General features: G+C 39.5%; 2 protein-coding genes. Both read right to left on the bottom strand.

Features of this window, described 5'->3' with window-relative positions; translation table 11 throughout:
• Positions 1 to 3: 3 nt before the first annotated feature.
• Positions 4 to 1,191, bottom strand: a complete 1,188-nt coding sequence (locus tag O9332_RS09765) for an RNA-guided endonuclease InsQ/TnpB family protein (protein ID WP_288025179.1) — start codon at positions 1,189 to 1,191, stop codon at positions 4 to 6.
• A 970-nt stretch (positions 1,192 to 2,161) separates the two neighbouring features.
• On the bottom strand, positions 2,162 to 2,275 hold a 114-nt coding region (locus O9332_RS09755), incomplete at its 5' end, for a transposase (protein ID WP_288023342.1).

The raw sequence follows: 2,275 nt of genomic DNA, 5'->3' as shown, positions 1-2,275 counted from the left end.
ACCTCACGATTTAGGTTTCTGCTTCTTTCCCGAAGGATTTTTCGCACCTGCCTTCACAGATTTACTCTGTTCTGGTCTTATGGTCGCTCCACAGACTGACACCGCAAGCCCTGCGGCCAAAATATTTTTACTGGCGTTAATGTCTCGGTCATGGTGAGTCCCACAGTTCGGACAGTCCCACTCTCGAACATTTAACGGCAGCTTTTTCACAATATACCCACAATTACTGCACCGTTTAGAACTGGGAAAACATCTATCTATTTCGATGTAATTTTTCCCGTACCAACGGCATTTATAGGCTAATTGTCGGGTGATTTCTCCCCAGCTTACATCAGATATTGCCTGAGATAATTTCGGGTTTTTGACCATATTCTTGATGGCTAAATTCTCAACCACAATCGTTTGGTTTTCCCGAACTAATTGAGTGGTTAGCTTGTGTAAATGGTCTTTTCTGTTATCAGTAATTTGGGCGTGAATCCTTGCTACTTTGATTTTTGCCTTTTCTCGATTCTTTGAGCCTTTCTGTTTTCTAGACAGATTTTTTTGCGCTTTTCGCAGTCTCCGATAATGTTTCTTAAAATGCTTAGGATTAGATACTTTATCGCCATCGCTGGTAATCACGAGGCTACTAATTCCTAAGTCAATTCCGATGGCTTTATCTGTTACTGGTAATGGCTTAATTGTTGGGTCATCAAATCTAATTGAGATATGCCAACGTCCAGAAGGATGTAATCTGACTGTTACTGTGCTTGGTTCACAGCTTTCTGGGATTTGTCTTGACCATCGAATAGGTAAAGGTTCTGTGCATTTAGCTAAATAGATTTGTTTGTCTTTGAACTTAAAAGCAGATTTGGTAAATTCGGCACTTCCTCCTTGATGTTTTTTCTTAAAGTTAGGATACTTAGTACGACCAGCAAAGAAATTAGTGAAAGCTGTTTGTAAATGTCTTAACCCTTGTTGTAAGGGTACACAGCTAACTTCGTTTAAAAAATCTAATTCTTCTTGTTTTTTCCAATCGGTTAGCATTGAAGAAGTTTCAGTATATCCTACTCTTTCTTGTCTTTCGTACCATGCTTGTGTTCTGAGATGGAGTGCCTTATTGTAAACCAATCTTACACAGCCCAAAGTGCGCCGCAATAGCGACTCTTGTTCGGGTGTTGGGTAAAATCGAAACGAATAGGCTTTTTCCATATCTCGCATTCTAGCATATATCGTGTAAATGCGCTAATATTTAACAGTAAAGCCGTCGTAGAACGACGGGGTTTCAGACCCAAATTTTCGATGAATCCTTATCCCTGTTAACAACAATGGCTAACTTTCGCCTTCAAAATTCCTATTCTTTAAAATATTGGTTTTGGGGTCTTTTAGGAGCTTTTATGGGATTTAGCTTGGGAACAACCGTTATTATCTTCTATTTTAGACCAGAATCATCCTTGAAAGCTTCCCAGTTATCGATTTCCCCGACGGTTTCTCCTGATACTCCCGAAGCTGTTGCTGCCCTTGGTTATCTTGAACCCCAAGGTGGAATTACTCAAATATCAGCTACTGCCTTTTTGGAAGGAAGTAGAGTAGATAAAATACTGGTAAAACAGGGAGAAAAAGTTGAAAAAGGCGAAATTATGGCTATTTTAGATAATAATGCCCGTTTGCGAGCAGCCCTGAAACAAGCTCAAGCAAATCTGGGTTTAGCAGCATCTAAACTCGAAAAAGTGAGAGAAGGGGCAAAAAAAGGCGAAATTATGGCTCAAGATTCCCGTATGCGTCAAAGCAAAGCGGAATTAGAGGGACAAATAATGAGGCAAACAGCAGCGATCTCTAGTTTGGAATCGGAACTTGAAGGGGAAAAACTAGGACAAAAAGCTACCGTTGAAAGAATTAAAGCAGAATTGAATAATTCTCTCACAGATTGTCAACGTTATCAATCTTTATACCGTAATGGTGCAGTTTCTCAAGGGGAAAAAGAGCGATTTTGTTTAGAGGCGACAACTACACAAAAAAGACTCCAAGAAGCTGAGGCTAACTTGCAACGCATTACGACTACCTTAGAACAAAAAATTCAGGAAGCCAGAGCCAATCTACAACGAACTCTTAATACTTTAGAACAACAAATTCAAGAAAACCAAGCTATGTTAAGTGGCTCTTCGTTACCCTTTATGCTAAATCAACAGACAAGATGCCAAGACAACATACTTCTAACCCAAAAATTCCGAAAGTTTCTAAAGCCATAGCTTCTCCGTTTTATTAGTTTAAGTTTATTGTTGATTCCCTCGACCAT

The organism is Microcystis sp. LE19-10.1B, assembly GCF_027530565.1.
In the GTDB taxonomy this organism is placed as follows: Bacteria; Cyanobacteriota; Cyanobacteriia; order Cyanobacteriales; family Microcystaceae; genus Microcystis; species Microcystis aeruginosa.
Note: the sequence above shows the minus strand (reverse complement) of the source record. Positions and strands in the feature narration are given on the sequence as shown.